Annotated in this window: 23 protein-coding genes; 8 read left to right on the forward strand and 15 right to left on the reverse strand. The window is 78.4% G+C overall.

What is annotated here, in order from left to right; genetic code table 11:
- The first annotated feature begins 37 nt into the window (after positions 1–37).
- Positions 38–1162: a coenzyme F420-0:L-glutamate ligase gene (cofE, locus tag ACRYR7_RS04740; RefSeq protein WP_432570915.1), complete on the forward strand. Its 1125-nt coding sequence runs from the start codon at positions 38–40 to the stop codon at positions 1160–1162.
- Here cofE and ACRYR7_RS04745 read toward each other — a convergent pair.
- From ACRYR7_RS04745 to ACRYR7_RS04760, 4 genes are read right to left on the reverse strand one after another with little or no spacing between them, the layout of a single operon-like run.
- Positions 1122–1901: a class I SAM-dependent methyltransferase gene (locus ACRYR7_RS04745; protein ID WP_432570916.1), complete on the reverse strand. Its 780-nt coding sequence runs from the start codon at positions 1899–1901 to the stop codon at positions 1122–1124. The two genes, cofE and ACRYR7_RS04745, sit on opposite strands and share 41 nt — an antisense overlap.
- Positions 1902–1926: 25 nt before the next feature.
- Entirely contained in the window at positions 1927–2865 is a 939-nt protein-coding gene (locus ACRYR7_RS04750) for a polysaccharide pyruvyl transferase family protein (protein WP_432570917.1), read from the reverse strand.
- Positions 2866–2882: 17 nt separating this feature from the next.
- Positions 2883–3932, reverse strand: coding sequence for a DNA-3-methyladenine glycosylase family protein (locus ACRYR7_RS04755; RefSeq protein WP_432570918.1), 1050 nt, complete (start codon positions 3930–3932; stop codon positions 2883–2885).
- A 42-nt stretch (positions 3933–3974) separates the two neighbouring features.
- A complete protein-coding gene (locus ACRYR7_RS04760; protein ID WP_432570919.1) occupies positions 3975–4886 on the reverse strand; it encodes a DMT family transporter in 912 nt (303 codons plus the stop codon).
- Positions 4887–4935: 49 nt separating this feature from the next.
- Here ACRYR7_RS04760 and ACRYR7_RS04765 point away from each other — a divergent pair, with 49 nt between their 5' ends.
- Positions 4936–5895, forward strand: coding sequence for a LysR substrate-binding domain-containing protein (locus tag ACRYR7_RS04765; protein ID WP_432570920.1), 960 nt, complete (start codon positions 4936–4938; stop codon positions 5893–5895).
- 100 nt (positions 5896–5995) lie between these two features.
- Positions 5996–6361 carry a GNAT family N-acetyltransferase gene (locus ACRYR7_RS04770; protein ID WP_432570921.1) on the forward strand — a complete coding sequence of 122 codons (366 nt, stop codon included), beginning with the start codon at positions 5996–5998 and terminating at the stop codon, positions 6359–6361.
- Between the two features lie 55 nt (positions 6362–6416).
- Here the strand turns inward: ACRYR7_RS04770 and ACRYR7_RS04775 are convergent, their stop codons facing one another.
- The 8 genes from ACRYR7_RS04775 to ACRYR7_RS04810 form a co-directional block, all read right to left on the reverse strand.
- Positions 6417–7478, reverse strand: a complete 1062-nt coding sequence (locus tag ACRYR7_RS04775) for an ABC transporter ATP-binding protein (RefSeq protein ID WP_432570956.1) — start codon at positions 7476–7478, stop codon at positions 6417–6419.
- Between the two features lie 29 nt (positions 7479–7507).
- Entirely contained in the window at positions 7508–8503 is a 996-nt protein-coding gene (locus tag ACRYR7_RS04780) for an ABC transporter ATP-binding protein (RefSeq protein WP_432570957.1), read from the reverse strand.
- Between the two features lie 50 nt (positions 8504–8553).
- The gene (locus tag ACRYR7_RS04785) at positions 8554–9441 is read right to left on the reverse strand and encodes an ABC transporter permease (protein WP_432570958.1); all 888 of its coding nucleotides are present in this window, start codon (positions 9439–9441) and stop codon (positions 8554–8556) included.
- A gap of 53 nt (positions 9442–9494) precedes the next feature.
- Positions 9495–10436 carry an ABC transporter permease gene (locus tag ACRYR7_RS04790; RefSeq protein WP_432570922.1) on the reverse strand — a complete coding sequence of 314 codons (942 nt, stop codon included), beginning with the start codon at positions 10434–10436 and terminating at the stop codon, positions 9495–9497.
- Positions 10433–11962, reverse strand: a complete 1530-nt coding sequence (locus ACRYR7_RS04795) for an ABC transporter substrate-binding protein (protein ID WP_432570923.1) — start codon at positions 11960–11962, stop codon at positions 10433–10435. The genes ACRYR7_RS04790 and ACRYR7_RS04795 overlap by 4 nt, the downstream gene beginning before the upstream one ends.
- Before the next feature lie 186 nt (positions 11963–12148).
- Positions 12149–13111, reverse strand: a complete 963-nt coding sequence (locus ACRYR7_RS04800) for a lysylphosphatidylglycerol synthase domain-containing protein (protein ID WP_432570924.1) — start codon at positions 13109–13111, stop codon at positions 12149–12151.
- 5 nt (positions 13112–13116) lie between these two features.
- Positions 13117–15150: a glycosyltransferase gene (locus ACRYR7_RS04805; RefSeq protein ID WP_432570925.1), complete on the reverse strand. Its 2034-nt coding sequence runs from the start codon at positions 15148–15150 to the stop codon at positions 13117–13119.
- Entirely contained in the window at positions 15147–16148 is a 1002-nt protein-coding gene (locus ACRYR7_RS04810) for a glycosyltransferase family 2 protein (protein WP_432570926.1), read from the reverse strand. The genes ACRYR7_RS04805 and ACRYR7_RS04810 overlap by 4 nt, the downstream gene beginning before the upstream one ends.
- A 77-nt stretch (positions 16149–16225) precedes the next feature.
- Between ACRYR7_RS04810 and ACRYR7_RS04815 the strand changes: the two genes are divergently transcribed.
- Positions 16226–16984 carry a class I SAM-dependent methyltransferase gene (locus tag ACRYR7_RS04815; protein ID WP_432570927.1) on the forward strand — a complete coding sequence of 253 codons (759 nt, stop codon included), beginning with the start codon at positions 16226–16228 and terminating at the stop codon, positions 16982–16984.
- A gap of 43 nt (positions 16985–17027) precedes the next feature.
- Here ACRYR7_RS04815 and ACRYR7_RS04820 read toward each other — a convergent pair whose 3' ends face one another.
- Positions 17028–19208 carry a hypothetical protein gene (locus ACRYR7_RS04820; RefSeq protein WP_432570928.1) on the reverse strand — a complete coding sequence of 727 codons (2181 nt, stop codon included), beginning with the start codon at positions 19206–19208 and terminating at the stop codon, positions 17028–17030.
- A 71-nt stretch (positions 19209–19279) separates the two neighbouring features.
- On the opposite strand from ACRYR7_RS04820, the gene ACRYR7_RS04825 reads away from it, so the two are divergent.
- Complete coding sequence (locus tag ACRYR7_RS04825) at positions 19280–20008, forward strand: TIGR03089 family protein (RefSeq protein ID WP_432570929.1); 729 nt, start codon at positions 19280–19282, stop codon at positions 20006–20008.
- An 8-nt stretch (positions 20009–20016) separates the two neighbouring features.
- Positions 20017–21117, forward strand: coding sequence for an AbrB family transcriptional regulator (locus ACRYR7_RS04830; RefSeq protein WP_432570930.1), 1101 nt, complete (start codon positions 20017–20019; stop codon positions 21115–21117).
- On the opposite strand, the gene manA is transcribed toward ACRYR7_RS04830, so the two are convergent.
- The gene (manA, locus tag ACRYR7_RS04835) at positions 21071–22276 is read right to left on the reverse strand and encodes a mannose-6-phosphate isomerase, class I (protein ID WP_432570931.1); all 1206 of its coding nucleotides are present in this window, start codon (positions 22274–22276) and stop codon (positions 21071–21073) included. The genes ACRYR7_RS04830 and manA overlap by 47 nt on opposite strands.
- Before the next feature lie 92 nt (positions 22277–22368).
- On the opposite strand from manA, the gene galE reads away from it, so the two are divergent.
- Positions 22369–23343: a UDP-glucose 4-epimerase GalE gene (gene galE / locus ACRYR7_RS04840; protein ID WP_432570932.1), complete on the forward strand. Its 975-nt coding sequence runs from the start codon at positions 22369–22371 to the stop codon at positions 23341–23343.
- Between the two features lie 50 nt (positions 23344–23393).
- Here galE and ACRYR7_RS04845 read toward each other — a convergent pair whose 3' ends face one another.
- Positions 23394–24344 (reverse strand): AEC family transporter, encoded by a 951-nt coding sequence (locus ACRYR7_RS04845; RefSeq protein WP_432570933.1) that lies wholly within the window; start codon positions 24342–24344, stop codon positions 23394–23396.
- A 196-nt stretch (positions 24345–24540) separates the two neighbouring features.
- Here ACRYR7_RS04845 and ACRYR7_RS04850 point away from each other — a divergent pair, with 196 nt between their 5' ends.
- Positions 24541–25296 carry a decaprenylphospho-beta-D-erythro-pentofuranosid-2-ulose 2-reductase gene (locus ACRYR7_RS04850; RefSeq protein WP_432570934.1) on the forward strand — a complete coding sequence of 252 codons (756 nt, stop codon included), beginning with the start codon at positions 24541–24543 and terminating at the stop codon, positions 25294–25296.
- Positions 25297–25323 lie beyond the last annotated feature (27 nt).

Genomic DNA, 25323 nt, shown 5'->3' on the forward strand with positions numbered 1-25323 from the left:
TCGCCGCCGTGCTCGGCGCCGGGGGGGTGGGCGCCGCGTGAGGCGCAGCACCCCGAGCGTGCAGGGGGTGGGCATCACCGGGGTGGGCGTGGTCGTCGCCGGCGACGACCTGGCCCGCGTCCTCGTCGACGCCCTGCACGCCCAGCGCGCCTCCCTCGTGGACGGCGACGTGCTGGCGGTGTCCAGCAAGGTGGTCTCCAAGGCCCGGGGCCTGACCGCCCCGCTGGACGAGCGCGAGGCCGTCATCGCCGCGCAGTCGGTGCGCACCGTCGCGGCGCGGCGCACCCCCGCCGGGCTGGCCAGCATCGTCGAGGCCGCCGCCGGTCCCGTCATGGCCGCCGCCGGCGTGGACGCCTCCAACGTCGCCGAGGGCACGGTGCTGCTGCTGCCCGCCGACGCCGACGCCGAGGCGCGCGCCCTGCGCGCGGGGCTGCGCGAGCTGACCGGCGCGGACGTCGGCGTCGTCGTCACCGACACCGCGGGCCGCGCCTGGCGCGAGGGCCAGGTCGACTTCGCCCTGGGGGTGGCGGGCCTGGCGGTGCTGGACGACCTGCGCGGGGAGCTGGACGCCTCCGGCCGGCCGATGAGCGTCACCGCGCGCGCCATCGCCGACGAGGTCGCCGCCACCGCGGACCTCGTCAAGGGCAAGACCGACGGCGTGCCGGCGGCGCTGGTGCGCGGCCTGGCCGAGCGGGTCTCCCCCGCCGACGGGCCGGGGGCGCGCTCGCTGCTGCGCCCGGCGGCCTCGGACTGGTTCCGCCTGGGGCACGTGGAGGCCGTGCGCGCCGCCATCGGCGCCGGCGCGGTGCCGCCCCCGCCGGTCGTGCCGGGCCCGCGGGCCGAGCGGCTGGCCCGCGCCGCGCAGGTCGCCACCGCGACCGGGGCGGGCCGGTGCGCGGTCGAGGACGGCGACCACGACGAGGGCGGCCGGGGCGGGCCGCTGCTGCGGCTGAGCGCCCCGGACGCCTTCGAGCTGGGCGCCCTGGCCCAGCGGGTGCTGGCGGCGCTGTGGGCGGAGGACCTCACCGGCACCGTCGAGCGCGAGCACGAGCGCGACGGGGGCGGTGCCGGGGACGGCGGGGACGGCTGGAGCGCCGCCGCGGTGCGGGTGGCGCCGGTCCTCACCCCGCCGGGTGCGGCTCCTTCACCAGCCGGGCGCTGAGGTAGCGCTGGGCGCCGCTGCGCAGGCCGCGGTGGTTGGCGGTGCCCTCCACGCCGCCGAACACCCGGAACGCCGGGTGCAGCGGGCGCGGGACCCAGGCCCGGATGAGGCCGAGCTTGCGCTCGCTGTCCAGCTCCAGGGCGCGCACCACGCCCTCGGTGAGGTCCTCCTCGGCGCGCACCCGCAGCCCGCTGGCGGCCAGCTCGGCGCGCACCCGCTGCACGCGCGGCGCGGGGCGCAGGTCGGCCCAGAACAGCTCGCCGCCGGGGCGCAGGACGCGCCGCACCTCCGCCAGGAAGGCGGGCACGCTGGCGTAGCAGTGCGAGGACTCCACGTTGACCACGACGTCGAAGGAGGCGTCGGGGAAGGGCAGGGACTGCGCGTCGCCCTGGACGAAGGACAGGCCGGGCCCGCGCCGGTGCCGCCGGGACAGCGCCACCGCCCGCGCGGACAGGTCCACCCCGACCACGCTGCGCGGGTGCCGGTAGCGGCTGAGGTAGGAGGCGCCGCCGCCGCGGCCGCTGCCGACCTCCAGCACGTCGCGCCCGCGCAGGTCGCCGGCCACGACGTGCTCGTAGAGCTGGACGCACAGCCGGTCCGCCTCGTCGCCGGGCTCCAGCTCCAGCCCCGGCGGGCCCGGCGGGGCGTAGCCGTAGTCCATGAAGGACCACGCGGGCTCGCGCACCCCGGTGGCGATCGCCTCGTAGCACGCCCTCCACAGCAGCTGCCTCGCGCCCATGCGCGGGACGGTACTGCCGGCCGGCTCAGCCGCGCAGGGCCGCGGCCAGGGCGTCGAGCTGCTCCCCGCCCGCGGCGGGCGCCTGCTCGCGCGCGCGCGCCGCGGCGGCGCGGCCGGTGCCGGAGGTGCACCAGGCGAGCTGCTCGTCCAGGGCGAGCGCCCCGTCGCCGGCGAGGACCTCCTCGGCGCCCAGCAGGCCGGGCCAGCCCCAGGCGCGCGCCTGGTCGCTCACCTTGCCGCCGCCGGCGACGGGGTCCACCGCGAGCACGGGCACCCCGGCGCGCAGCGCCAGCACCAGGCCGTGCAGCCGGGTGGTGACCACGACGTCCAGGCGGGCGAGGACGGCGAGGACCTGCTCGGCGGTGGCCGGCAACCGCCAGTCGCGCGGGTCCACGCGGGTGTCCAGCTCCAGGCGGGCGACGTCGAGGCCGCCGAGCCAGCCGGTCAGGGCGTCGGCGACCGCGCCGTGGCGGCGGCGCGCGCCGTACTCGCCCTGCCCGCGCGTGAGGTAGACGCCCACGACGGGCACCCCCTCGACGGCGGGGCGGGCGGCGAGGTCGCGGCGGGGGGCGGCGCCGGGGGCGTCGCGCGCCACGACGGCGTGGAAGCCGGTGACGGCCGGGTCGGCGGGGTCCAGCACGGAGACGCCCACCGCCAGGCGCCGGGCGGCGGGGAAGCGCTCGTGGACCTGCTCCACGGGCCGGCCGGTCAGCGGCCCGCACGCCCACACCACGTGCGTGTAGGCGTCCGGGTCCACGTGCAGGACCTCCCGCTCGTCCTCGTAGAGCAGCCCGCCGCGCGGGCCCTGGGCGCGCAGCACGGCGGGGCTGTAGGCGAGGTCGACCTCGGCGCCGTCGGCGCGCAGGCGCCGCGCGACGGCCTCGGTGCTCAGCAGGTCGCCCGCGGTGGCCTCGCCGTGCAGGACGCTGGACCAGCCGATGAGGAGCACGCGCACGTGCTGCATCCCACCAGGCGCCCCGTTCAGCCGCCGCGGCGGGGGCGGTGCGCGCGCAGGGCGCGGTTGGGGGTGTGGGTGGGCAGGCTCGCGCGCGGGCCGCGGCGCGGGCGGCTGACCCCGGCCAGCACGAGCAGGCGCTGCACGCGGTAGCGGTGCCCGCGGTAGCACTCGATGACCTCCGCGCACCCGGCGTCGTCGAGCACCTCGCCGGTCAGCGCCCAGGAGACGTTCGCGGCCACGTGCAGGTCGCCGAAGGAGAAGGCGTCGGGGTGCCCGTGGGCGCGGGCGCGCACCTCCGCGGAGGTCCACACGCCCACGCCGGGCAGGGAGCGCAGGGCGCGGTCGGCGCCGGCCTCGTCCATCGCCAGGGTGCGCTCCAGGGCGGCGGCGCGCGGGGCGGCCAGGATCGTCACCTTCCGCCGGCGCAGCTCCACGCCGGCGGCCAGCCACTCCCAGGAGGGCACCTCGAGCCAGTCCGCGGGGGCGGGCGGCACCCACAGCCCCGCCGGGCCGGGGGCGGGCTCGCCGAAGCGCAGCACCAGGCGGCGCCAGCCGGCGAAGGCCTCGCGGGTGGTGACGACCTGCTCCAGCGCGGAGGCGGACAGCGCCTCGAAGACGGCGCGGGTGCGCGGCTGGCGCCAGCAGGGGTGGGCGCGCCAGGCGTCGCGCAGGGCGGTGTGCTCGCGGCGCGGCTCGAACTCGGCGTGGGTGGTGTCGCCGGCGCCGAGCAGGTCCGGCACGCCCTCCAGCGCCCACGGCGCGCCGGGGCCCCAGGCGCGCGCCTCGACCTCGCCGGTGGCGCGCAGCGGCACCAGGTGCAGCTGCGCGGGCCCGCCGGGGGTGCGGGTGGCGCGCCGGACGCTGCCGTCGGGCTCGCGGCGGAAGGTGGGGTCGTGCGCGCCGCGGCGCAGCACCGAGACGGTGCAGGCCAGGTCCAGGTCCCAGCCGGGCCGCCAGCGGCTGACCAGCGGCGCGCCGGCGTCCGCGCCGGCGTCCGCGCCGGCGTCCGCGGGGGCGCGCTCGGCGTCCCGCCCGGCTCGCTCGGGCGCGGCGCGCTGGACGGGGACGCTCACCCGCACACGGTAGCCACGCGGGCGCCGTGATCGGGGCGGTCCTCAGGCCGCGGCCGGGGCGGCCTCCGGCAGCGGGCGGCGCTCGGGGGCGCGGCGGGTGACGAGCACGGAGCCGGCCAGGACGAGCGCGAAGCCGACCAGGGTGGTGGCGGTGACGCGCTCGCCGAGGAGCACCGCGCCGGCCAGCACCGCCACGACGGGGTTGACGTAGACGACGGCGGTGGAGCGCACCGGGCCGATCTCGCCGACGAGGGCGAACAGCAGCAGGAACGCGGCGGCGGTGCAGACGACGGCGAGCGCGGCGACGGAGGCCAGCGCCGCGCCGGAGGGGGCCGTGGCGGGCAGGCCGGGGCCCAGGGCGACGACCGGGACGTAGACCAGGGCGGCGATCACCAGGCTGGCGGTGACCACCGGCAGGCCGGGCAGGTCGCCCAGCCAGCGGTGCACCACCGCCGGGCCCAGGGCGTAGCCGACGACGACGACGCCCACCTCGGCGACGGCGCCGAGGTCGGAGCCGGCCACGTCCAGGCCCACGAGGGTGGCCACCCCGGCGGTGCCCAGGGCCAGGCCGGCCCAGCCGCGCCCGCCCAGGCGCTCGGCGCGGCCGAAGAGGGGTGCGACGAGGACGCCGACGACGGGCACGGCGGAGATGAGCAGGGCGGCGGTGGAGCTGGGCAGCTCCTGCTCGGCGCGGGCCAGGAAGAGCCAGGGCCCGACGATCTCCAGGACGGCGTAGGCGGTCAGCGCCGGCCAGCGGCGCAGCACGGCGGGCACCTGCCGGCGCACGGCGGGGCGCAGCAGGACGAGCGGCAGCAGCAGCGCGGCGGCCAGGCCGGTGCGGGCCAGCACGAGCACCGAGGGCGCCAGCTCGGCCCCGGCGACCTTGATGAGCAGGTACGGCACGCCCCAGGCCAGGGCCAGGGCGGTGAAGAGGAGGGTGGCGCGGCGGGTCACGCCCCCATGGTCCTGCCCGGCGAACCTTCAGTCCATCTATTGTTCGTTCATGGCACTCGACAGCGAGGACTTCACGATCGACCTGCGGCGGCTGCGCCTGCTGCGGGAGGTCGAGCGCCGCGGGACGGTCAGCGCCACGGCCGCCGCGCTGCACCTGACCCCCTCGGCGGTCTCGCAGCAGCTGGCGGGGCTGGCGCGCGAGCTGGACGTGCCGCTGCTGGAGCGGCAGGGCCGCGGCGTGCGGCTGACGGGGCAGGCGCGGGTGCTGCTGGCCCACGCCGACGCGGTGGCCGCGCAGCTGGAGAAGGCCCGCGCGGACCTGGCCCGCTTCGAGGACGGCCTGGTCGGGGAGGTGCGGGTGGGCTCGCTGGCCAGCGCGATCGCCGCGCTGGTGGGCCCGGCGCTGCGGTCGCTGCGCCGGCAGCGGCCGGGGCTGCGGCTGCTGGTGCGCGAGCGCGAGCCGCTGCAGGCCGTGGCGGGCCTGGACACCGGTCAGCTCGACGTCGTCGTCACCGTCGAGCACCGCGGCGGCCCCGCGCACGAGGACGCCCGCTACGACCGGGTGGACCTGCTGCGCGACGTCCTGGACGTCCTGCTGCCGGCCGACCACCCGCTGGCCGGGGAGGGCGAGGTGCCGCTGGCCGCGCTGGCGCGCGAGGAGTGGGTGGCGGCCAGCGCCGACGACGCCTGCGCGCAGATCACCACCGCGGCGTGCGCGGCGGCGGGCTTCTCCCCCGACGTGCGCCACCACTGCACCGAGTTCGACGCCGTGGCGGCGCTGGTGGCCGCCGGCGCGGGGGTGGCGCTGGTGCCGCGGCTGGCGCACCCGCTGCGCCCCGCGGGGCTGGCGGTGGTGCCGCTGGCCGGGCAGGCGCCGGCGCGCTCGATCTACGTGGCCACCCGGGCCGGGCGCACGGCCGGGGCGCCCACGGCGGCGGTGGTGCAGGAGCTGCGCCGGGTGGCCGCCGAGCGCCCGGACGCGGTGCTGGCCCTCGCCGGAGGGGCGTGAGAGCGGACGCACCGTCGCCACCCCCCTGTCATCCGGGCGCCGGAGGCTGTTCACTGCTCGTGAACGGCTGACGCCCCGACCGACCGACAGGAGAGGCCCCGTGAGCGCCACGCCCCCCGAGACCGTCCCCACCGCCACCGCCGCGCCCGGGGTGGACGCGCTGACCGTGGTGGACAACGCCGAGCTGTCCCGCTACGAGGGGCGGGTCGGCGGGGAGCTGGCCGCCGTGGCGGTCTACTCCCCCGCCCCGCGCTTCCTCGTCTTCGCCCACACCGAGGTCCTGCCCGGCTTCGCCGGCCGCGGCATCGCCTCGGCGGTGGTGCGCCACGCGCTGGACGACGTGCGCGCCCGCGGCCTGACGGCGGTGCCGCTGTGCCCGTTCGTGGCCCGCTGGCTGCAGCGCCACCCCGAGTACGCCGACGTGGTGCACCGCACGGCCGCGCGGGTGCCGCGCGACGAGGACTGAGGCGGGCGCGCGGGGCGGACCCTGCTCGGGCGAGCCCTCCTCGGGCGGGGCCGCCTCAGTCGGCGCCGCGCTGCCCGGCGGGCACGGGCGCGCCCACCACGCCGTGCAGGTGGCAGGCCGCCGCGTGCCCGGGCTCGGCCTCCTGCAGGGCCGGGTCCACGTCCGGGCACGGGGCGAAGGCGCGCGGGCAGCGGGTGCGGAAGCGGCACCCCGAGGGCACCCGCGCCGCCGAGGGCACCTCCCCGCGCAGCACGATGCGCTCGCGGCGGCGCTCGGCGGCCGGGTCCGGCAGCGGCACCGCCGACAGCAGCGCCTGGGAGTACGGGTGCTGCGGGCGGGCGCTGACCGCGCCGGCGTCGCCGACCTCCACGACGCGGCCCAGGTACATCACGGCGATGCGGTCGCTGACGTGCCGCACCGCGGCCAGGTCGTGCGAGACGAACAGGTACGTCAGCCCCAGGCGCCGCTGCAGGTCGCGCAGCAGGTTCAGCACCTGCGCCTGCACGCTGACGTCCAGGGAGGCCACGGCCTCGTCGCACACGACGAAGTCCGGCTCGCCGGCCAGGGCGCGCGCGATGCCCACGCGCTGGCGCTGCCCGCCGGAGAACTCGTGCGGGTAGCGCGAGGCCGCCGAGGGGTCCACGCCGACCAGCTCCAGCAGCTCCGCCACCCGCGCGGCGCGCGCGGCGGCGCCCGGGTGCAGGCCGTGCACCTGCAGCGGCTCGGCGATCGTGCGCCCGACGGTGGTGCGCGGGTCCAGCGAGGCGTAGGGGTCCTGGAAGACCATCACCGCGCGCCGGCGCAGCGCCCGCAGCTCGCGCGCGCGCAGCGCGGTGACGTCGGTGCCGTCGAACTCCACGCTCCCGCCGGTGGGCTCGACCAGGCGCAGCAGCGCGTTGCCCAGCGTGGACTTGCCGCAGCCGGACTCCCCCACCAGGCCCAGGGTCTCCCCGCGCCGGATGTCCAGGTCCACCCCGTCCACGGCCCGCACCGCCCCGGAGCGCCGGCGCCGCAGCCCCTGCGCGCGCACCGGGAAGTGCACCTGCAGGCCGCGGGCGCGCACGAGCACGTCCCCGCCGGGCCCGCCGCCCGCGCCCGCCCCGCGGCCGGTCCCCAGGCCCGTGCCCGCGTCCACGCCGTCGCCGTTCACGCGCCCACCTCACCGGCGTCGCGCGCCGCGTCGTAGAAGGTCGCCGCCCGGTGCGGCACCGCCGTGCCGTCGCGGTGCGCGCCGAGCGCGACGGGCACCAGCGGCGGCTGCTCGCCGGCGCAGCGCTCGTCGCCGCGCACCGGGCAGCGCGGCCAGAACACGCAGCCCGGCGGCAGGTCGGTGGGCGGCGGCGGGGTGCCGGCGATCGCCACCAGGTCGCGCCGGCGCCCGCCGGGCCCGTCGTCGTGCAGCTGCGGCAGGGAGCCGAGCAGGCCCTGCGTGTAGGGGTGCGCGGGGCGCTCGAAGACGTCGTCGACGGTGCCGTCCTCCACGCACCGCCCGCCGTACATCACGAGCACCCGGTCGGCCGTGCCGGCCACGACGCCGAGGTCGTGGGTGATCCACACCACGGCGGTGCCGTGCTCGGCGCGCAGGCCGTCGACCAGCTCCAGGACCTGCGCCTGCACGGTGACGTCCAGGGCGGTGGTGGCCTCGTCGGCCACGAGCAGCGCCGGGTCCCCGGACAGGGCGATGGCGATGACGACGCGCTGGCGCATCCCGCCGGACAGCTCGTGCGGGAAGCGGCCCAGCGCCGCGCGCGGGTCGGGCAGGCCCACGTCGGCCAGCAGCTGCGCCGCGCGCTCGCGCGCCTCGCGCTTGCCGGAGACCCCGCCGTGCGCGAGCAGGCCCTCGGTGATCTGCCGGCCCACCGTCAGGACCGGGTTCAGCGAGGTCATCGGGTCCTGGAACACCATGCCGATGCCGTCGCCGCGCACCCGGCGCAGCTCGGCCTCGCCCATGGTCAGCAGGTCCCGGCCGCGGAAGAGCGCGCGGCCGCTGACCCGCGCGTGCCGCGGCAGCAGCCCCAGCAGCGCCAGCACCGACACGCTCTTGCCGCTGCCGGACTCGCCCACGACGGCGACCGTCTCGCCGGCCGAGACGGTGTAGTCCAGGCCGTTGACGATGGAGGCCGGCCCGCGCGGGGTGTCCATCCGCACCCGCAGGTCCTGCACCTGCAGCACCGGCTGGGCGGCCGCGGCGCTCACGAGCGCCCCCCGCGCCGGCGCGCGCGGCGCGAGCGGGAGCGGGCCGCCTCCAGCGCGCTGCGCTGCTGCGGGTCCAGCACGTCGCGCAGGCCGTCGCCGAGCAGGTTGAACGCCAGCACCAGCAGCACGATCGCCAGGCCGGGGAACACCGCCATCCACCAGGCGTCCTCCAGGTGGCCGCGGCCCTCGGAGAGCATCCGCCCCCAGCTCGGCGCGGGCGGCTGCGTGCCCAGGCCCACGAAGGACAGCGCCGCCTCGGCCAGCACCGCGAACGCCAGGCTCACCGAGGTCTGCACGATGATCGGCGGGGCGGCGTTGGGCAGGACGTGGCGCAGCAGCAGCCGCGCGTCCGAGGCGCCCACGGAGCGCGAGGCGCGCACGTACACGCTCTCCTTCACGCCCAGCACCGCCGCGCGGGTCACCCGCGCGAACACCGGGGTGTACGTCAGGCCGATGGCGATCATCGCGTTCGTCGTGCCGGGCCCCAGGACCGCGATGACGGCGATGGCCAGCAGCATCGCGGGGAACGCGAAGAGCACGTCCATCAGCCGCATGAGCACGGTGTCCAGCCAGCGGCCGTAGTAGCCGGCGAGCAGGCCGGCGGTGACGCCGCACACCAGGGAGAAACCCACCGCGACGGCGCCCACCTGCAGCGAGACCGCCGCACCGAGCACCACGCGGCTGAGCACGTCGCGGCCCAGGTCGTCGGTGCCGAACCAGTGCCCCGCACCGGGCGCCAGCAGCCGCCGCGGGACGTCCACCTCGTTGTACCCGGTGGGCGCCACCTGCTCGTCGAACAGCGCCAGCAGCACCACCCCCACGACCACCACGAGGGCGAACAGGGTGCGCGGGGAGGACAGCAGCAGCCGCAGCGAGGAGGCCAGGCGCCCGCGCGGCGGGCGCACCCGCACCGCCCCGGCCGGGGTGGCCGCGGCGCTCACGCGCTGATCCTCGGGTCGAGCTTGGTGTACAGCAGGTCCACCACCAGGTTCAGCAGGAGGAACACGAACGCGAACAGCAGCACCGCGCCCTGCAGCACGGGGTAGTCGCGGGCCTGCACCGCCTGCAGCGCCAGCTGCCCCAGGCCCGGCCAGGCGAAGACGATCTCCACGACGACCACGCCGGAGAGCAGGTACGCCAGCTGCACGCCGGTCACCGTCACCAGCGGCAGCAGCGCGTTGCGCAGCACGTGCCAGTTCAGCACCGCGCGCGGGCCCAGGCCCTTGGCGCGGGCGGTGCGCACGTGCTCGGCGCCCAGCGCCTCCAGGACGCTGGAGCGGGTGAACCGGGTGAGCACGCTGCCCGAGACCAGGCCCGTGGTCACCGCGGGCAGCACCAGGCAGCGCAGCCAGCCCAGCGGATCCTCGCTCAGCGGCACGTACCCGCTGGCGGGGAACCAGCCCAGCGTCCCGGCGAACAGCAGGATGAGCATGATGCCCATCCAGAACTCCGGCACCGAGATGCCGATCTGGCTGACGACCGTGCCGACCCCGTCGAGGAACGAGCGCGGCCGCAGCGCGGAGACGGTGCCCAGCGGCAGCGCGATGAGCAGCGCCACGAGGATCGCGGCGCCGGCCAGGGACAGCGTGGCGGGCAGGCGCTCCAGGATGAGCACCGTCACCGGGTCCCCGGAGCGGAAGCTCACCCCGAGGTCGCCGGTCACCGCGCTGGAGACCCACTGCAGGTACTGCACGGCCAGGGGCTGGTCCAGCCCGGAGCGCTCGCGCAGCGCGTCGTAGGTCGCCTGGTCGAACCGGGTGCCCAGCGCCAGGCGCACCGGGTCGCCGTCGACCAGGTGCACCAGCGCGAACACCGCGACGCTCACCCCGAGCAGCACCACGACGGACTGCAGGGTCCGCCGCAGGGCGAACCCCGTCACGAGGGCAGGGCGACCGAGTCGAAGTCCACGGCCTTGTCGGGGCGCACCTCGTACCCGCTCAGGCCCGGCGTCCAGGCCTGGACCACGTCGGGGTTGTACAGGTACAGGTAGGACACGTCGTCGACGATGAGCTCGGCCGCCCGGTCGTACAGCGCCTTGCGCTCGTCCCGGTCGACGGCCACGGCGGCGCGGTCCAGCAGGTCGTCCACGGCGGGGTTGGAGTAGCCGTGGTAGTTGTTCGACCCGCCGGTGCGGTGCTGGCCGTCGTAGTAGTCGAACGGGTCCAGGTTGCCCAGCCAGCCCAGCACGAACGCGTCGAAGTCGCCGCGGCCCTGCCGGTCCAGCCAGGTGGCGAAGTCCTCGGTCTGGATCTCCACGGTGATGCCGAGCGGTTCGAGCTGGCTGGCGATCACCTGCGCGGCGGTGACCGTCTCGGGGTACTCCGAGGTCACCATCAGCCCCATCGTCAGCGGGCCGGTGACGCCGGCGCCCTCCAGCAGCCGCTGCGCCTCGTCGGCGTCCACGGCGAACGGCGCGTACTCGTGGTACCAGAAGCTGTCCTCGGGCACCGCCGTCTGGTTGGGGCGCGCGGCCTCGTAGCGCGCGGCGGTGGTCACGGCCGCGCGGTCCACCGCGGTGGCGATCGCGCGGCGCACGTCCCGGTTCGAGAAGGGCGCCTTGGCGCAGTTCATCGCCAGGTACCAGTAGTCCACGCTGGCGACCTGCCCGAGCTCGACCTGCTCGTCCCCGGCGAGGTCGGAGACCTGCTGCGGCGGCACGTTGTCCGTCCACTGCACCTGGTCGCCGGTCAGCGCCGTCATCGCCGCGGCGGGCTCGGTGATGAACCGGAACGTCACCCCCTCGACCCCCGGCGCCTCGCCCCAGTAGCCGTCGTAGCGGCTCAGGGAGACCTCGCTGGCGGAGGAGCTATCGAAGGTGAAGGGCCCGGTGCCCACGGCGCTCGTCGTCAGGGACGCCTCGTCCACGCCGGCCGGCACGATCGCCAGGCCCTTGAACCCGCCGACCTGGCTGAGCAGCGCGGGCGTGGGCTCGGAGAGGGTGAACACGACGGTGCGCGGGTCCTGCGCGCGCACGTCGGTGACGGTGGCCAGGCGGTAGGCGTTGGCCAACTGCTGGTCGATGATGCGCCGGAAGGAGAAGACGACGTCCTCGGCGTCGAACGGGGACCCGTCGTGGAAGGTCACGCCCTCGCGCAGCGTGAACGTCCAGGTCAGCCCGTCGGGGCTGGTGGTCCACCCCGTCGCCAGCGACGGCTCCATCTCCTCGCCGTCCACGCTGGGCTCGACGAGGGTGTCGTAGACGTTCTCCAGCACCTGGAAGCTGGCGTACGCGGTCGTCTTGTGCGGGTCGAACTGGTCCGGCTGGGCGCTGGTGGCGGCGACGAAACCACCGCCCTGCGCGCCCCCGCCGCTCGTCCCGGGGGCGTCGACGCCCTCGCCGGTGCTGCACCCGGCCACCACCAGCGGCGAGGCGGCGAGCGAGGTGATGATGGTGCGGCGGCGCATGGGTTCCCTCCGCGGTCGACGGCGCTCTGTCGGGCTCCCCACCGGTCCGCACCGGCCAGGGGGGCCGCGCCGACACACCCTGCCGCCGATCACCCGGTCGCACCAACCGGGACCACGGTGCGCGGTGGTTTCGTCACACGATCGCAACCTGCCGGCGCGGCCGGGCGCGCGGGCCCGCGGGCGCGGTCAGCGGGCGCGGCGCAGGCGGGCCAGGGTGCCCGGCGCGGTCGCCAGCGCCCCCAGGGCCAGCAGCAGGTCCGCCGCCGTCAGCAGCACGCGCGAGCCCAGCACCACCACGGCCGCCCCGCCGCCGCCCACGGCCAGCGCCACCACGGCCGCCAGCACCAGCTCGCGCGCGCCCGCCCCCGCCGGGGCCAGGACCACCAGGAAGCCCACCACCCACGCCAGGGCGTACCCGCCCAGCGCCAGCGCCAGCAGCCGCCCGGCCGGCCAGCCGCTGCCCAGCGCGTGCGCCAGCACGAACACCTGCAGGCCCACCGCCGCCCACGAGGCCAGCGCCCAGCCCGCCGAGGCCAGCAGCCCGCGCGCGGTCAGCGGATGCTCCAGCGGCTCCTGGCGCGCCAGGCGCAGCAGCACCGCCAGCAGCCGGTTGAGCACCGCCGGCACCAGCAGCACCAGCAGCAGCGGCGCGGCCCAGCCGACCCACCCCGCCCAGGCGGGCACCCCCGCGGCCGGGGAGCCGCCGCCCAGCGCCAGCGGCAGCACCCCCGTCACCAGCAGGCCCGCCGTCGTCATCGACACCAGCAGCGCCACCGCCAGCGCCGAGCCGGTGCGCCGGCGCGGCACCCCCAGGTCGCGGGCCAGCTCCGCCTGCGCCACGAACTGGAACACCGTGCCCGGCACGTAGCGGCCCAGCTGACCGACGAAGAAGACCCGGGCCGCGCCCCGCCACGGCAGCGGCGAGCCCAGGTCCGCCAGCACCGCGCGCCACGAGGCCCCCGCCAGCGCCACGTTGGCCACCGACAGCGCCAGCGCCGCCAGCACCGCGCCCGCGTCCAGGCGCGCCCAGGCGTCCGCGATCGCGGCGCGGTCGCGCACCACGTACGCCACCGCCAGGCCCAGCGCCACGACGAGGAAGCCGCCGCGCACCCACGGCGAGCGCAGCAGGCCCAGCAGACGGCTCAGCACGCCGCTCAGCGCCGGCGGAACGTCAGCAGCACGAACGTGTAGTCCAGCCCCGTGCGCGCCCAGTGCACGGGGCGCTCCGGGTGGGCCAGCACCTGCTCGCTCAGCTCCCCCAGCAGCTCCAGGCCCACCCCGTCCGCCTGCGCGACCAGCTCGCGCACGTCGGCCGGGGAGAAGATGCGCACCGGGGCGCCGTAGGCGCTCACGCCCGAGGTGTCCGGCGGGTCGGCGTCGTAGTCGGTGGACAGGCACAGCACCCCGCCCGGGCGCAGCACGCGCGCGGTCTCGGCGAGGAACTCCGGCACCGGCACCCCGTGCTCGATGACGGACATGCACGTCACCGCGTCCAGCGAGGCGTCCGGCAGGCCGGTATCGGTGACGTCGCCGTGGCGGAACTCCACCCCGTCGCGGTGCACGGGCGCGCCGAACTCCAGGTTGATGCCGGCCAGCGCGCCGCGCTCGGCGCCGAAGCCGTACAGCCGCAGCCACGGCAGCACGGGCGAGTAGCGGGCGCTGCCGGCGTCGAGCACGCGCGCCGAGCGCGAGCCGTCGTCGGCCAGGGTCAGCACCGCGGCCACCGCGCCCAGGGCGTCCCAGTTCTTCGGGGCGTCCGGGTGCGCGGGCAGGTGCAGGCGCCGGGCCTGGGCGAGCGCGTCGGCGACCTCGGCGGCGTCCTGCAGCACGCCGGTGCGCGGCACCCCGCTGGGCACCGGCCGGCGCGCCGGCGGGGCGGCCAGCGCGCGGGCGGCGAGCTGCTCGCCCACCCGGCGCTGCACCCGCACCCGCGTCCACAGGGCGTGCTCGGCGCCGCGCTTGGCGACGGCCAGCAGCGGCCCGCCGGGCGGGGCGGCGGCCGTGCCGCCGCGGGCGGCGCGGCGCAGCGCGGCCAGGTAGGCGAACCACGGCTCCTCCAGGTCGGGGGCCTGCACGCCCTCGCGCAGCCGCTGCAGGCCGCCGCCGGTCAGGCGCAGCAGCCCCTGCACCAGCGCGGGCGCGCTGCCGGGCTCGACGAGCACGCCGTCGACGCCGTCGCGCACCTGCGCGGGGAAGGAGCCGGTGCGGGTGGCCAGCACCGGCAGGCCGTGCGCGAAGGCCAGCAGCGCGTTCTGCGAGGCGGTCGCCGAGCGGTACGGCAGCACCAGCGCGTCGTGGGCGGCCAGCAGCGCCGGCAGCTCCGCGGCGGGCACGTACCCCTCGCGCAGCTCCACCCGCTCGCGCAGCTCCGGGTCCGCGGCCAGCTCGCGCACGGCGCGCCCGGCCCGGCCCCACAGCTCCCCGGCGACCGTCAGCCGCGCCGCCGGCACCGAGCGCAGCGCCTCCAGCAGCAGGTCCACGCCCTTGTACTCGCGCACCGCGCCCAGGCTCAGCAGCCGCAGCGCCCCGTCGCGCGGCACCCGCGAGCCCGCCGGGCCCGGCAGCGGCGCGCCGCCGGGCAGGTGCGGGGGCAGGTCGGCGACCTCCACGCGGGCCGCGCCGTGCGCGCGGGCCAGCTCGGCCTGCTCGTCGGTGTGCACCAGCACGCCGTCCACGCCGGAGAGCAGCCGGCGCACCAGCAGCGCGTCGCCCGGGCGCGCCTCGTGCGGCAGCACGTTGTGCGCCACCACCACGGTGCGCGCGCGCGAGCGCGTCGAGCGCAACCCCGCCAGGACCCCCAGCAGCGCCGGCACCTGCACCGGCACCACGTGGGTGAGGACCACCAGGTCCGCGGCGGCGAGGCGCCGGCCGGTGCGCACCCACGAGGCCGGCGAGCTCCACGCCAGCGAGCGCACCGTGGGGGTGAACCCCGGCACCTCCGGCACCCCGTCGGGCACCTCCGGGCGCCCCGGGTACAGCGCCGCGGGGTACTGCCGCGCCCACGAGACGAGCTTGACCTCCGAGTCCGGCGCGGCCGCCAGGTGCCGGGCCAGCTCCGTGGTGTGCAGCGCGGTGCCGCCCTTGGCCGGGTGCGCGGGACCCACGACGACCACCCGGCGCGCCGGCGCCTCGTGGCGCGGCTCGTGCACGGGGGCGGCGTGCGGGCCGGCGCCCATGCCGGCGCTCACGCGGAGTCCCGCGAGCGCACCACGAGGTCGGCCAGCAGGGCCACCGAGCCGATGAGCAGCCCGGAGACCAGCAGCAGCACCGTGTTGGCGGGGAAGTAGAAGGCGTGCCGGAACATGTCGGTGACCGCCTTGACGAACCCCAGGCCGAAGAGGAACAGCGCCAGCGGCATGAGCACCCGCAGCGGCTCGAAGTACATGACCATCCGCAGCACCTGCAGGATGTAGCGGTAGGCGTCCTTGACGAAGTGGAACTTCGAGGTGCCCGCCCGCTTGGCGTACGAGGTGGGCACGTACTTGATGTCGTGCTGGTTGCACAGGAACGCCAGCGTGATCGTCGTGACGCAGCTGAAACCGGGCGGCAGCAGCCGCAGGTACGGCAGCGAGACCGACTTGCGGAACGCGCGCAGGCCGGAGTTCAGGTCCGGGATGCGCTGCTTGGCCAGCACCTCGGCGACCTTGCGGATGACGAACTTCGCCGGCACCCGCAGCACCTTGTGGGTGCCCTCCTCGGTGGTGCGGGCCCCGACCACCTGGTCGTAGGAGTCGTCCTCGAGCAGCACCCGCACCAGCTCGGGGATGCGCTCGTTCTCGTACGTCATGTCCGCGTCGGTCCACACGACGATCTCGCCGCGGGCCATCTGGGTGCCGATGCGCCGCACCGTGCCCGAGCCGCCGTTGCGGCGGAAGCCCACCACCCGCAGGTGCGGGTAGCGCTCCTCCGCCTGGCGCAGCACCGCCAGGGTGTCGTCGGTGGAGGCGTCGTCCACGGCGAGCAGCTCGTACGGCATGCCGTCGGCGTCCATCGCCGCCGTGATCCGCTGGATCTCCAGCAGGACGTGCGCCTCCTCGTTGTAGCAGGGCAGCACGATCGTGGCGACGGGTGCGGCCGGCTCCTCGAGCGGCGGCGGCAGCGGCTCGGGGGCGGCGGCGGCAGCGGCCGGCGGGGCGGGCGGGGCCGCGGTGCGCGGCGCGGCGTCGGCGGGGAGTTCGGGAGCCATGGCGCAGGGGAGCTTACCCAGCCCGTCCGGGGGATCCCGGCGCCGAGCACCCCGCGCGGGCGTGCAGCATGTGCGGCGTGGACCTGCCCGTGGACCCCGACCAGCGCAGGGCGCGCCGCGCCGCCCAGGCCCGCTCCTTCGGCGCGGCCGCCGACGTGTACGAGCGCGCGCGGCCGACCTACCCGGCCGAGGCGCTGGACTGGGTGCTGCCGCCCGGCGCGCGCCGCGTGCTCGACCTGGGCGCCGGCACCGGCAAGCTGACCCGCCTGCTCACCGCCCGCGGCCTGGAGGTCGTCGCCGTCGAGCCCACCCCCGGTATGCGCGAGCAGTTCGCCGCGGTGCTGCCGGGCGTGCCGGTGCTCGACGGCACCGGCGAGGACCTGCCGCTGGACGACGGCAGCGTCGACGCCGTCGTCGCGGGGCAGTCCTGGCACTGGGTGGACCCGGACCGGGCCGCGCCGGAGGTGGCGCGGGTGCTGCGCCCGGGCGGGTGGCTGGGGCTGCTGTGGAACGTGCGCGACCCCTCCGTGGACTGGGTCGCGCGGCTGGACCGCACGCTGCCCGGCCCCGGCGAGGAGCAGCTGGGCAGCCTGGCCCCGCGCGTCGGCGCGCCGTTCGGGCCGGTGGAGCGCTACGACGTGCGCTGGTCGCAGCCCACGAGCGTGGACGGGCTGCTGGACCTGACGCGCTCGCGCAGCTGGGTCATCACCCTGGGGGAGGAGCGGCGCCGCGAGGTGCTCGAGGACGTGCGCCGGCAGGCCGAGGAGCGCCTGGCCGCCGCCGGCGAGCTGGTGCTGCCGTACGTGACGCGCTGCTCGCGGGCCCGCCTGCCCTGACCGCCCGGCCCCGCCGGGCCCCGTGGAGCAGGGGGCGGGGGCGTCAGCCGGCGGGCTCGGGGGCCACGCCGGTGACGAGCTCGACGGTGATGGCCTGCCCGGCGTCGGGGCGCTCGGTGAGGACGCGCTCGTCCTCCACGGTGCGCACCCGCGCCACCGTCACCGGCTCGGCCACGCCCAGCGCGCGCAGCGCCTCCGCCGGGGCGAGCTCCCCGCCGGCGGCCACCAGCACCGGCCGCCCGCCCGCCGCGCGCACCCGCGCGGCCTGCCGCTGCACCACCGCCCGCAGGGCTTCCAGGTGCTCGGGGGTGCCCGGGCGGCCCTGGGCGGTGGCCACCACCAGCGAGGCCGCCGGCACCCCGCACGTGCCGCGCAGCACCTGCGGCCACTCGTTGCGGGCGCGGGCGTCCACCGCCAGCGCCACGTCGCCGGCGGCGAAGGACGCGCACGCGTCGGCGACCGCGGCCAGCTGCCCGCGCTCGGTGCGCTGCCCGGCCAGCGGCGCGGTCGCCAGGGCCGCCGGCACCAGCAGGAGCACCGCGCCCAGCGCGGCGAGCGCGGCGGCGGGCCCGGTGCCCCCGGTGCGCCCGGGCAGCAGCCGCGCCAGGCGCGCGGGCAGCTCGCGCACCGCCCACGCCAGCGCGGCGGTGGCCAGCAGCACCACCGCCGGCAGCACCAGCGGCACCGAGCGCCGGTCGGCCCACGGGTGGTCCGGGGTGATGCCGGGGCGGTACAGCGTCAGCAGCGTGGAGCCGACGGCCACGACGAACGGCACCGTCCACGCCGGCAGCGGTGCGCGCCCCTGCAGCGCCGGCACCAGGCGCGCCAGCAGCACCACGGCCGCGGCGCCCGCGGCGGCCACGGCCGGCCAGCCCAGGTACCAGGCCAGCCAGTCCACGGAGTGCTCCGCGTAGGTGCGCCCGCCGTCCACCGGCAGGCCCTGCGCGAGCTGCAGGCCGGCCACCAGCCTGCTGCCGGGGTCCTCGGGGTCCTGGCGCACCACCAGCCACAGCGGGCGGGAGGCCAGCGCCAGCAGCACCGCCGCCAGCGCCGCCGCCAGCACCGGGCCCAGCCGCGGGCTCGTCAGCGCCCGCACCCGCGCCAGCCGGCCCGAGCGCGCCAGCCGCAGGCCCGCCCAGGAGGCCGCCCCCAGCGCGAGCAGCGCCGCCACCAGCGGCAGCAGCGAGCCGGCGATCGTGCCCAGGTAGGGGCGCGAGTACGTCACGGCCGCCGCCGCGGCCAGGACGGTGCTCAGCGCGGTGCCCGCCAGCAGCGCGCGGGCCGCGGGGTGGCGCAGCGCCGCCAGCGCCGCGGCCACCGGCAGCAGCAGCGCCACCTCGCGCAGGAAGTCGATGCGCACGAACCCGCAGGCGCCCAGCAGCAGGCCCGCGCCGCCGCCCAGGCGCGCGGCGGCCGTGGCGCCCGACGCGCCCGCGCGGGCGGGCGCGGCGGTGGCCGCCACCAGCAGCGAGGCGGCCCCGGCCAGCACCAGCAGCGCCGGCACCTCCGAGTACGTCGAGCGGTTCACGTGCAGCACCGGCTGGGCCAGCGCGAACGCGGCGACGGCCGGCAGCGCCCAGCGCGCCCCGAGCAGGCGCGCGGCCAGGCCGGCCACGGCCAGCAGCGCGGCCGCGGCCACCACCGCCGGCGCCAGCAGCAGCCCCTGCCAGCCGCCGGCCCACTCCCCCAGCGAGTACAGCGCGGGGGCGCCGAGCAGGAACTGCGGCACCACGTGGCTGCCGACCTCGTAGAACGCCGGGCTGGCCAGCGTCACGCCCGGGTCGGCCAGCACCTCCGGCCCGCCCAGGGCGGCCAGGGAGGGGTCCACCGGCAGGCCGTGGCGGGTGGCCAGGTGGTGCGCGTACAGGGCCTGCGAGCCGGCGTCGCGGCGCAGCACGACGTGCTCGGCGCGGGTCAGGGCGGCCCACAGCCCGCCGCCCAGGGCGACCGCGGTGCAGCCCAGCGCCGCCCACGCCGGCGCGGGCACCGCGGGCACCGCCCACGCCGCTCGCCCGGCCAGGACGGCCGCGACCGCGCACACCGGCACCGCCACCCACGGCGTCCACAGGTCCAGCAGCACCAGCGGCACGGCGACGGCGGTGACGGCCGCGACGGCGGCGGCCAGCGCGACGGGTGCGCGGGTCAGCAGCGCCCCCGCCCACGCGGGCCCGTCGGGGCGGGGCGAGCCGGCCCGGGGGGCGTCGGCGGGAGCGGTGGCGAGCACGGCGGGACGCTAGCGGGTGCCGGCGACGTCCCGGGCGGGAGCGGGCGGCGCGCCGGACGTAGCGTGGGGGCGTGCCGCCCTCCACGCCCCGCTCGGTGACCGCGCTGCTGCAGACCCTCGTCGCCGGCGACCCCACCGCCCCGCGCCTGACGTTCTACGGCGAGCGGTACGCCGAGACCGGCGAGCGGGTGGAGCTGTCCGCGCGCGTGCTGGCGAACTGGGTCGCCAAGACGGCCAACCTGCTGGAGGAGGAGTTCGACGCCGGCCCGGGCACCCGCGTCGCGCTGGACCTGCCCGCGCACTGGCGCACCCTGGTGTGGCAGCTCGCCGTGCTGGCCACCGGCGCGCACGCCCTGACCGGCGCGCACGAGGACGCCGACGTGCTCGTCTGCGCCGACGCCGCGGCGCTCGCCGCCTCCGCGGCCCCGGACCGGGTGGCCGTCTCCCTGGCCCCGCTGGCCACCTCCTTCGGCGAGGGGCTGCCCGCCGGGGCGCTGGACTACGCGCGCGTGGTCACCGGCTACGGCGACGTGCACGCCCCGGTGGCCGAGCCCGCCCCCGGCGACGGGGCGCTGGACTCCCTGGCGCACGGCTCGCTGCTGGCCGAGGCCGCCGCGGCCGGCGCCGCCTGGCCGGTGGGGGTGCGCCTGCTCACCGACGTCGGCCCCGCCGACGCCGTGCGCGGGCCGCTGGCGGCGTGGTGCCGCGCCGGCTCCGTCGTGCTCGCCCCGGACCTGGCGGCGCTGCCGGAGCAGGTCGCCGCGCAGGAGCGGGTGGACGCCCGGCTGCCGCGCGGCTGAGCGCGCCCGTGCCGCCCCGCCCGGCGGGCCGCGCGCTCGCGCACGCCGCGGCCCTGGCCGCCGCCACCGCCGCCGCCGCGGCGCTGCTCGGCGCCGCGGGCCTGCCCTCCCCCACCCTGTTCGCCGGGCTGCTGACCGGCCTGGCCGACGCGCTGCTGGTGCGCCGCCCGCCGTCGCTGCCGCGCGGCACCGGCACGGCCGCGCAGGCCGTGGTGGGCGTGACGATCGGCACGCTCGTGCAGCTGTCCACGCTGCGCGCGCTGGGCGAGCACTGGCTGCCGGTGCTGCTGGTGACCCTGGGCACGCTGGCGCTGAGCCTGGGCACCGGCGCCCTGCTGGGCCGGCACCGCGACGTCGACGCCGTCACCGGCGCGTTCGCGCTGGTGGCCGGCGGGGCCAGCGGCCTGGTCGTCATCGCCCGCCAGCTCGGCGCCGACGAGCGCGTGGTGGCGGTGGTGCAGTACGTGCGGGTGCTGGTGGTGGTGCTCTCGCTGCCGGTGGTGCTGCACGTGGCCTTCGGCGTGCGCGGGCACGCGGCGGCGGGCGCGACCGCCGGCGGCCCGGCGTGGGCGGGCCTGCTGCTGGTCGCCGGCTGCGGGGTGGCCGGGCGCCGGCTGGGCCGGGCCGCGCACCTGCCGGCCGCCTCGCTGCTGGGGCCGCTGCTGCTGGCGGCGGCGCTGTCGCTGAGCGGGCTGGCCGGGCAGGCGCGGGTGCCGGCCCCGCTGGAGGCGCTGGCGTACGCGCTCATCGGCCTGCAGGTGGGGCTGCGCTTCACCCGCGCCAGCCTGGCGAGCGTGGCGCGGGTGCTGCCGGCGGCGCTGGCGCTCATCGTCGTGGGCGTGCTGGGCAGCGCCGGCCTGGCGGTGCTGCTGTCGGCCGCCACGGGCCTGCCGCTGCTGGACACCTACCTGGCGACCACCCCCGGCGGGCTGTACGCGGTGCTGGCGGCCGCGGTGGGCTCCGGGGCCGACGCCACCTTCGTGCTCAGCGTGCAGGTGCTGCGGCTGCTGGTGATGCTGCTGGCCGCGCCGGTGCTGGCGCGGGCGCTGGCCGGCGGCGGGCTCAGGCGCCGCCGGGGGCCGCCGCCGCCAGCCGGCCCGAGCCGGTGACGCGCAGCGGGTGCTCGGCGGCCGTGGCGAACGCCGAGCGCCCGCGCGCCAGGACCACCTCGGAGGTCGCCGAGGCCACCCGCACCTCCCCCTCCAGGCACAGCAGCGAGCGCGGCGCGGGCCGCTCCCACGTCGTGGCGGCCCCCGGGAGCACGTCCAGGACGGTCAGGGCGAAGTCGTCGACGTCGCCGGGGGCGAAGAGGACCTCGTGCTCGGACACGCGCCGCGGCGCCAGCAGCGGCGGCGGCAGCACCCGGAAGTCCAGCACCCGCAGCAGCTCGTCGACGTCGACGTGCTTGGGCGTCAGCCCGCCGCGCAGCACGTTGTCGGAGCTGGCCATGAGCTCCACGCCGGTGCCCGAGAGGTAGGCGTGCACGTTGCCCGCCGGCAGGTACAGCGCCTCCCCGGCGGCCAGGCGCACCTGGTTGAGCATCGCGGAGACCAGCACGCCGGGGTCGCCGGGGTGGTGCTCGGCCAGGTCGGCCACGCAGCGGGCGGAGTCGTCGTCCACCCCGCGGCAGGCGGCGGCCACGGCCCCCACCAGCGGGGCGGCGTCCCGCCCGGCGGCGGTGAGCAGCCGGGCGGTGGCCGCGCGCAGGGCGGCGGTGTCGTCCTGCCCGGCGAGGTCCTCGAGCAGCCCGGCGAGCAGGGCGGCGGAGGCGGCGGGCAGGTCCGGCAGCGCCAGGCCGGCGAGCAGGTCGCGGGCGGCGGCGGGCGAGCGGAAGCCGGCCATCGCCGCGAACGGCTCCAGCGCGTACAGCAGCTCCGGCTTGTGCTCGTCGTCGCGGTAGAGGCGGTGCGGGGCGTCCAGCGGGACGCCGGCGGCCTCCTCCTCGGCGAAGCGGCGCTGCGCGGTGGCGCGGTCCGGGTGCGCCTGCAGCGACAGCGGGGCGGCGGCGGAGAGCACCTTGAGCAGGAACCCGAGCCGGTCCCCGCGCCGGTGCGGGCCCAGGGCGGCGGCGGGGTCGGCGGCCACCACCTCGTCCAGCGGGCGGGCCGGGCCGCCGCCGGCGGGGGCGGCGGTGGAGGGGGCCGCGGGGTGGGCGCCGATCCACAGCTCCGCCTGCGGCGTCCCGTCGGGCTGGACGCCGAGCAGCTCGGGGATGGCGTGCGCGGTGCCCCACGCGTACGGCTGGACGCGGTTCTCGAGGAGGAACACGCCGGGCAGCCTAGGGAACGGTCCGGCCCCGTGCGGGTGAACGCCCGCCCGCGCGGGCCCCGCGGGCACCCCGCGTGACTACGATCACGCCCATGAGCGTTCTGGTGACGGGTGGCGCGGGCTTCATCGGCTCCCACGTGGTCCGGCTGCTGCAGCAGCGCGGCGAGGAGGTCGTGGTCGTCGACGACCTGTCCAACGGCCGCACCGAGCGGGTGGGCGACTCGCCCCTGGTGCAGCTGGACCTGGCCGCCGAGGGCGCGCAGGAGGTGCTGCGCCGCACCTTCGCGGAGCGCTCGGTGGACGCGGTGGTGCACTTCGCGGCGCGCAAGCAGGTCGGCGAGTCCGTGGCCAAGCCCGCCTGGTACTGGCAGCAGAACGTCGGCGGTCAGGCGAACCTGCTGCAGGCCATGCAGGACGCCGGCGTGGGCCGGCTGGTGTTCTCCTCCTCCGCGGCGACCTACGGCGCCCCGCGGGTGCCGGTCGTGCGCGAGGACGGCCCCGCCGAGCCGATCAACCCCTACGGGCAGACCAAGCTCGTGGGCGAGTGGATGAACCGCGCCGCCGGGGTGGCGTGGGGGCTGCGCTCGGCGAACCTGCGCTACTTCAACGTCGCCGGCGCCGGCTGGCCGGACCTGGGCGACTCGGTCGTGATGAACCTCGTCCCCATCGTCTTCACGGCGCTGGACGCCGGGCGCGCGCCGGTCGTCCTCGGCGGGGACTACCCCACCCCGGACGGCAGCTGCATCCGCGACTACGTGCACGTGCTGGACCTGGCCGAGGCGCACCTGGCGGCCCTGGACCACCTGGCGGGCGACGCCGCCGGGGAGGGCCACGACGTCTTCAACGTCGGCACCGGCACCGGCGCCTCCGTGCTGGAGGTGCTGCGCGTGGTGCGCGAGGTCACCGGCGTGCAGGTGGAGCCGGAGGTGCGCGAGCGCCGCGCCGGCGACCCGCCGCAGCTCGTCGCCGACGTCACCCGCATCCGCGAGGAGCTGGGCTGGACGGCCTCCAAGGACCTGCGCGACACCGTCGCCTCCGCGTGGGAGGCCTGGCGCGCGGCGCGCTGAGCGGGCCGCCCGGGCGTCCATGGCGCCCGGGCGCCCGGGCGCCCGGGCGCTCAGCCGCCGGGAACCAGGACGCCCACCAGCAGCACCACGGGCACGCACAGCACCGTGGTCAGCAGCACGGTGTCGCGGGCCAGCTCCCGGCCGGCGTCGTAGCGCACGGCGAAGGTGAAGACGTTCTGGGCGGTGGGCAGGGCGGCCACCACGGTCGCGGCGTGCACCGCGGCGGCGTCCAGGCCGAAGCCCCAGCGCGCCGCGGCGTACGTGGCCGCCGGCTGCACGAGCGACTTCAGCCCCGTGGCCAGCAGCACGTCGCGGCGGGCCAGGCCGGTGGCCACCCGCCCGTGCAGCGACATGCCGAACGCCAGCAGCGCGCCGGGCACGGACAGCCCGGCGAGCAGCTCCAGCGGCCGGTCCAGGGCGGTGGGCAGCGAGGTGCCGGTGAGGGTCAGCGCCAGGCCGGCGGCGCTGGCCAGCAGCACCGGGTTGGCCAGGGGCGCCAGCAGCCGCCGCGCCCGCGCGCCGCGCCGCGCGGGTGCCCCCGGCGCGCCCGCCGGGGGCGGCTGGAGCACGTCGAGCACGGCCAGGGCCACGGGGGTGAGCACGACCAGCTGCAGCAGCAGCGCCGGCAGCACCGCCGTCAGGTCGCCCAGGACGTAGGCGGCCACCGGCAGGCCGATGTTGACGGCGTTGACGTAGGAGGAGCCCAGCGCGCCGACGACGAGCTCGCGCGCGCCCAGGCGCAGCCACCAGCGCGCCACCGGCCACCACAGCAGCGCGCAGGCGGCCACGCCGGCGGCGGTGACGCCCACCTGCGCGGACAGCAGCTCGGCGGGCTCGGTGCCGGCCAGGGTCCGCACCAGCAGCGCGGGGGTGCCGACGAAGAACACCAGCCGCGAGACGACGGTCTGCGCCCCCGGGCCCAGGACGCCGGTGCGGCCCAGCGCGTAGCCGACGGCGACCACGGCGGCGACGACGACGAAGCCGGTGAGGACACCGCTCACGCGGGGCGGGGCGGCTGGGGCGGGGTCGGCACCCGTGCAGGCTAGGGCCCGCCCGCACCCGCGGGCGCCGGGGCGGTGCGGGGGCGTTGCTAGGGTCGGACGGCTCGTCCGGGCGTCCGGACCCCGACGGGCCGGCGGGGTCGGGCCGGTCCGCCGGGACGGCCCCGCCCTCCCCGACCCGGCCTGGAGACGCCCCGTGATCGACGCCCTCGGCAACCCCCGCTCCGTGCTGCTGCTCGGCGGCACCTCCGACATCGGCCTGGCCGTGGTGGAGCGGCTGAGCCCGCAGCGGCCGGTGGAGGTGACGCTGGCCGCCCGCCCCGGCGAGCGGCGCGACGCGGCCGTGGAGCGCCTGCACCGGCGCGGGCACGCGGTGCGCACCGTGGACTTCGAGGCCACCGACACCGCCGGCCACGAGCGCGTCGTCGCCGAGGCGTTCGCCGCCGGCGACGTGGACGTGACCGTGCTGGCCTTCGGGGTGCTGGGCGACAACGAGGAGTCCTGGCAGGACGCGGACGCCGCGGAGCTGGTGGCGACGGTGAACTACACCGCCCCGGTGCGCCTGGGCGTGCTGCTGGCGCAGCGGCTGCGCCAGCAGGGCCACGGGGTGCTGGTGGCGCTGTCGTCGGTGGCCGGCGAGCGCGCGCGCCGCTCCAACTTCGTCTACGGCTCCTCCAAGGCGGGCTTCGACGCCTTCTTCACGGGCCTGCGCGAGGCGCTGCGCCCGGCGGGGGTGCGGGTCGTCGTGGTGCGCCCCGGCTTCGTCACCACGAAGATGACCGAGGGGCTGAAGGCGGCCCCGCTGTCCGTGTCCGCGGAGCAGGTGGCGGAGGTCGCCGTCGACGCCGTGCGCACCGGCAAGGAGACCGTGTGGGCTCCCGAGCCGATGCGCTGGGTGATGTCGGCCCTGCGCCACGTCCCGGCGCCCGTGTTCCGCAGGCTGCCGCTGTGACGACGCACCCCGGGGGGCAGCCGCAGC

The organism is Kineococcus gurbantunggutensis, from assembly GCF_050871925.1.
Taxonomy (GTDB): Bacteria; Actinomycetota; Actinomycetes; order Actinomycetales; family Kineococcaceae; genus Kineococcus.

Coding starts and splice junctions, on each gene's coding strand:
- ACRYR7_RS04780 (WP_432570957.1), bottom strand. CDS start 8,503: ATGGACACCCCGCGCGGGCCGGCCTCCATCGTCAACGGCCTGGACTAC.
- galE (WP_432570932.1), top strand. CDS start 22,369: ATGAGCGTTCTGGTGACGGGTGGCGCGGGCTTCATCGGCTCCCACGTG.
- ACRYR7_RS04745 (WP_432570916.1), bottom strand. CDS start 1,901: ATGGGCGCGAGGCAGCTGCTGTGGAGGGCGTGCTACGAGGCGATCGCC.
- ACRYR7_RS04750 (WP_432570917.1), bottom strand. CDS start 2,865: ATGCAGCACGTGCGCGTGCTCCTCATCGGCTGGTCCAGCGTCCTGCAC.
- ACRYR7_RS04765 (WP_432570920.1), top strand. CDS start 4,936: ATGGCACTCGACAGCGAGGACTTCACGATCGACCTGCGGCGGCTGCGC.
- ACRYR7_RS04795 (WP_432570923.1), bottom strand. CDS start 11,962: ATGCGCCGCCGCACCATCATCACCTCGCTCGCCGCCTCGCCGCTGGTG.
- ACRYR7_RS04810 (WP_432570926.1), bottom strand. CDS start 16,148: ATGGCTCCCGAACTCCCCGCCGACGCCGCGCCGCGCACCGCGGCCCCG.